This is a genomic window from Methylobacterium sp. E-041, assembly GCF_022829665.1.
In the GTDB taxonomy this organism is placed as follows: domain Bacteria; phylum Pseudomonadota; class Alphaproteobacteria; order Rhizobiales; family Beijerinckiaceae; genus Methylobacterium.
The window spans coordinates 1-5515 of record NZ_JAKSYQ010000007.1; the positions used below are offsets into that span (position 1 = coordinate 1).

At 51.6% G+C, this 5515-nt stretch carries 2 protein-coding genes and 1 pseudogene; all 3 read left to right on the forward strand.

All coding sequences use genetic code 11. The features are described from left to right. Positions 1-184, forward strand: a pseudogene (cpsB, locus tag MKK70_RS00090) (mannose-1-phosphate guanylyltransferase/mannose-6-phosphate isomerase); the annotation flags it as partial. Positions 185-444: 260 nt separating this feature from the next. Continuing rightward, complete coding sequence (locus MKK70_RS00095; RefSeq protein ID WP_243945259.1) at positions 445-4359, forward strand: glycosyltransferase; 3915 nt, start codon at positions 445-447, stop codon at positions 4357-4359. Positions 4360-4705: 346 nt separating this feature from the next. Then, positions 4706-5515 (forward strand): IS5 family transposase gene (locus MKK70_RS00100; RefSeq protein ID WP_243945261.1). Its coding sequence is split into 2 segments (ribosomal slippage), with 809 coding nucleotides annotated over them: positions 4706-4735 and positions 4737-5515; the frame shifts between segments, so codons are not numbered across the junction. This gene is flagged as partial in the annotation.

The window sequence follows — 5515 nt, forward strand, 5'->3', positions numbered from 1 at the left end:
GGAGGTGACGCTGGGCGAGCGCCTGGTCCTCGTGCACGAGAACGAGGCGGTGTACCTGCCGATCGGCTCGCTGCACCGCCTGACCAACCCCGGCAGGATCCCGCTCGAGCTGATCGAGGTCCAGGTCGGCTCCTATACCGGTGAGGACGACATCATCCGCGTCGAGGACGTCTACGGACGCTAAAGAAACAAAGGTTGCACGAAGATGGTAGAATAACGAAAATTTAAGATAAAGCTAAAACTCTGAATGGTTCAATGAACAAAATTTTTTTACATGAAATACAGTTTAATAGAATCAAAAACTTTAACCTAAACATTATTGTAAGTTCTATCTGAGTGAAATGATTTAATATCATAAAGTAGTTTGAAAGTTATGCCAAGTCGCAACTATAGATAAATAATCATCGTATAGTTGATCCTGAATACAAAATAGTTGGCCCACAGATGATTATTAAAAAGATCAGCGCCTTCAAAGAACAACGCAAAGCGCGTAAGCGCATGATGCGTAACAAAGATATTATCTCCGGCTCAGACCTATTTGACGAAGTGTGGTATCTTAAACAATACCCTGAGGTAAAAAATTATAGATCTCCACCGCTTGAACATTATATTGAACTCGGAGCTGCCGAGGGCCGCGCTGCAGGGCCACGCTTCGACACTTTAGCTTACATCACTGCCAACCCAGATGTAGTTGAGGCAGGTCACAACCCACTCGTCCATTATATTCGTCACGGCGAAAAAGAAGGGCGAAAATTTGCTTTAAAATCAATCATGAACCTCAGCTCCGCTAAATCTAAGCTAAGGCAATCTACAACCTTTAGTATTATTTTAGGACCAGGTATAAACGAAAGCTTTGATAATACTCTTAGCAGCTTACACCGGCAAACAGGCTTCTTCTTCGAAGTAATCTATGATAGTAGGTTAGAGCTAGGGGCGCCTCAAAAAAGTAGAAAAAATACTTCAAGCGGATTTAGCAGGTATGTGCCTGTTTCAGGGTCTGACAATTCCAGTTTCTTATATCGCGCTGCGTCTGTCGCCACGTATGATTTTACAATATATTTAAACGCTGGCGATACGCTAGATCCAGCTGCACTCCAAAAGCTATCGAATTCAATAAATACAACAAATTGTGACCTCGTTTATAGTGATGAGTCGCAATCAACCTTATCAGTAGGCGGTACGAAGAGCATATTAAAACCTTCATGGTCACCTGAGCTCTTGTTAGCTTATGATTATTTCGGTCATCTGACGGCTATACGTACATGCTTATTGAAAAATATTATTAGTCATTCAAATGATATGTCCCAGTCACTTTCGATAGCCGCGGCCCAGTGGGACCTTCATCTTCGAGTTACGGAGCAGACAAATAACGTTGAGCGGGTTGCAAATATTCTATGTCATCGAATTCAGATCGATGATAAGGATTTGCGATTACCTGCTTCTTCCGATATAGATTATGATGAAGTTCTGAAAGCCGCGTGGAAACGGCGAGGTCATACTGCTACTGTCTCACGGTCCTCCGACGGAACATTTCGTTCAAGTTGGACACTTTCAGCTCATCCACTTGTCTCAATTGTTATTCCTAACAGGAATCGCGCTCATTTACTACGTACCTGCACGAATGGTATTTTTAATAGAACAACATATAAAAACATAGAAATAATAATAGTTGATAACAAATCTGACGATTTGCATACAATCGAACTTTATCGCGAATTATCCGAAAATGGAGTACGTATTATCTATTTTAATGAGCCTTTTAATTATTCCCGCGCTTGTAATAAAGGAGCCGTAGCTGCTCGCGGTGAATTTCTTCTTTTTCTCAACAACGATGTAGAGATTGTTCAAGCAGATTGGCTCGAGCAATTGGTACGGGCGGCATGTGAGCCCGGTGTTGGCGTTGTAGGTGCCAAGTTACTCTACCCCAGTGGCGAAATTCAGCATGCCGGTGTCGCCATCGGTCTCTTCTCGCTCGCCGCGCACGTCTTTCATCGAACGCCTCACGATCTTTGGGGCCCGTTTGGCTCACCTAACACGCAGCGCAACTTGTCTGCTGTCACCGGAGCTTGCCAGCTCGTTCGACGAACGCTTTTCGACCTCGTTTCCGGGTACGACGAAGAATTCATTATTGCTTACAGCGATGTTCTATTTTGTCTCGATGTTGCACGGATGGGGTTCCGTACGGTCTACTTGCCCTCGGCCATCCTCGTGCACCACGAAGGCGCGTCACGTGGGACTGAAAACCCGCAGAGGGACCAGGTCTTATTTGCAAAGCGTCTCAGAAGTCTTGGTTTTGCCGCAGATCCCTATTTCCACCCTGCACTTGATCCTGAAAGCTTCGAGCCCAAGGTTTTGCGTACAAACACCGCCGTCAGTCGGACACGCCTGCAGGCTGATATTGAAACTATTGCAGGTCCTCCGGCCCAGCCCCTCAATCCCTATGATTTCGGCGCGATCGCAACCGCTGTTGGAATGTCATGGGATGCTATCATGTGGCCGTTCGATCCAGTCCTCATGGAACCCAGCCTCGAAAATGGTACGCGAATTATTCTTGAATTCCTTTGGCGGCGTTCCGATTTGCGCAAGCAATTCCCGCGTCCGATCCGCGACGGATCTCAGGGTGGCTTCGCTCTGTGGATTAAAACCGATGGACTGCGCCTGCTTGGTCTGAGCACAACTTATGTGCGTTGCATCGATGCCGCCTTTGCTTCCGACATCGGAGGAAAGTCGCGTCAGATCCTCGCTCAGGATCACGCCTTCTGCAATGACAACCCGCTGTATCTTCTCCCTGAAGGAAGAAATGCAAGTTGCGCTCGATTGTTTGACGCCTACGTAGATGGATTAACTACACGGGAGGATATCTGGTGGTTCCTCTTCTCTTTGGAGGAGTCACCGCACGCGGCCCTCTGCGAGACGTGGGCTAGTACGCCCTCTTGGCAAGCGGCAATCCCTGATGGCGGTACGGTCTTCGGCATTATCCCTTTGGCCCAATGGGTGTGGGATTTGCACGGCGTCCGCGATCAGAGGATCTTCGTTCAAGAGTACCCTAGCACGATGAGCGATGCTGCTCAGGTTCGCGTCGCCTATGCCGCTCGTCCCGAATGGCAGAAGTGCTTTCCGATGGCGATGACCGATGAGTCGAGTGCACGAGCGCTCCTTGATCATCTCGCCACGCATGCATCTGGCCTGTCTTTCTTGCCCCGCGGTTGGGTTGAGGCACGACGGAAGGGCACGCTTGCCGAAGACATCGTCGCACATGGCATCAATATCTTAGGTCATTTCGCCTACCCGTCCGGCCTGCGGATCTCAACAGAGAGTCTTGTAGAGGGTCTGCGCGAGAATGGTATCGCAGCTAGCCTACGGAACGTGCCGGTCTCGACAGCGACAGATGATCCGACAGGTCACCACTTTCAAGGACTTGAGTTCTACGACACAACCTTGATTCACGTTCAGCCTGAACCGTTGTTTGATGAGGTTTACAAGCTAGCCGGTCTTTTACCACGGCATGAAAAAACGTATCGCATAGGATACTGGTATTGGGAATTCGATGAAGTCCCCGAGTCGTGGAACCGCGCCTCCCTGCAATGCGACGAGATATGGACAGCGACCAAGTTCATTGCTGATGGCTTACGTCGTCACTACCGTCAGCCAATTTATGTATTAACACCGGGCATTGAGATGCCTGTATTCGATAGGATACCGAGGAACCGGTTTCAGATTCCTGATGACGAATTCGTTTTCGTCTTCGTATTTCATATGACGAGCATTATGGACCGTAAAAATCCACTTGGCCTGATTGAAGCTTTTAAACAAGCCTTCAATTCGACGGACAAAGCTCGCCTCGTCATCAAAACCTCATTCGGAGCTGGATACCCAAAATCTATGGACGCACTAAAGACAGCAGCCGGGGAAAGTAAAATTGACATCATAGACGCGGTTTTCACCCGCGATGAAACGTTGAGCCTAATCGATTGCGGCGATGCCTATGTATCTCTCCATCGAAGCGAAGGGCTCGGATTAACTATGGCTGAGGCGATGCTTCTTGGGAAACCCGTCATTGCGACGCGGTATTCGGGTAACTGTGAATTTATGGATGATAACAACAGCTTACTTGTTGATTATGAGGAAGTTCAGCTCGATCGGGATATCGATCCCTACAAAGCAGGGTTGCGATGGGCAGAACCGTCGATCGAGCATGCGGCGGTTCTTATGCGTAAACTATACGAGCAGCCAGAGATCGCCCGCGCCGTAGGCGCTCGGGCGAAGGATGACCTTGAGCGACGCTTGAGCTATTCCACCACTGGTCGGGCCGTTGCTGAAAGACTAGGCGAGATCAATGCAATGAAGTGTTCCACATAGGTCGATTTGTGTGTGCAACAGTCCGGTGCGCATGGAGCATGCTAGGGCAATCTTGGTTTATATTGCCTTCTATTCTGGTGAGGTGAAGAAGCTTATTCACTCGTAATGCTTGATGGTTTCGACAAGGCCGCAAGAGCGTCTAACAGAACCGTTGATACTGGTTGAGGGTGAAAGGGCGCAAGCTAGGGTAGTGAAGGCGAGGTGCATGTCGGCGCGCTGCTCGTAGCGGATGCCGAGCCGGCGGAAGCGGGCGAGCTCAGAGCCCGTCCGATAACATCCGGCAGGGGTTGAGTGGCCGGGATGGCGGTGATTCCAGAAGGGTGCCGAAGCCTGATCTGGAATTGCCATGTGGACCCCGACCACTCGCCGGCAGCATAAGCCGTTCGCGCCTGCGGTACGAAACCGACCTGACCGATGCGGAATGGGCGGTCATCGCGCCGCTGATGCCGGAGCCGGCTTCGTGCGGTCGTCTGCTCGTCTGGACGACGCGAAAGTTCCTGAACGCGATCATCTCAGTGCTGCGGGGCGGCATCGCGTGGCGGATGATCCCGAAGGACCTGCCTCCGCGCAGCACGACGTTTGGCTACTTTGCGCGCTGGCGCGACGACGGCCTGTTCGGCCGGATCAACCATCACCTCGTCATGGCGCACCGCGAGCGGGTCGATCGAAGAGCCTCGCCTACCGCCACAGTGCTTGATAGCCAGAGCGTGAAGACCACCGAGAGCGGAGAGCCGCGCGGCTACAACGCTGGAAAGAAGATCAAGGGCCGTACAAGGGCCGTAAGCGTTAGCCCTGTCGAAACGGACGGACGCGCTCCAGTCCTCAACCCACAGCCCGCCGACGTGCAGGATAGCGATGATGCCGGACCGGTGCTGCGCCTGTCGCGGCGGACCTTCCCGTTCATCGCCAAGGCCTTCGCCGATGCAGGCTATGCCGGCGACAGGCCCGCGAACGCAACGATCATCACCGTCGACATCGTGCGCAAACCCAAGGATCAGGTCGGCTTTGCCGTGCGCCCGCGCCGATGGGTGGTCGAACGCTTCTTCGGCTGGATCAGCCGCAACCGCCGCCTTTGGAAAGACCCGGAGGCGACCCTCGCCTCGGCCCAGGCCTTCCTCTACGCCGCCGTCATGATCCTTGTCCGAAGGCTCAGCCG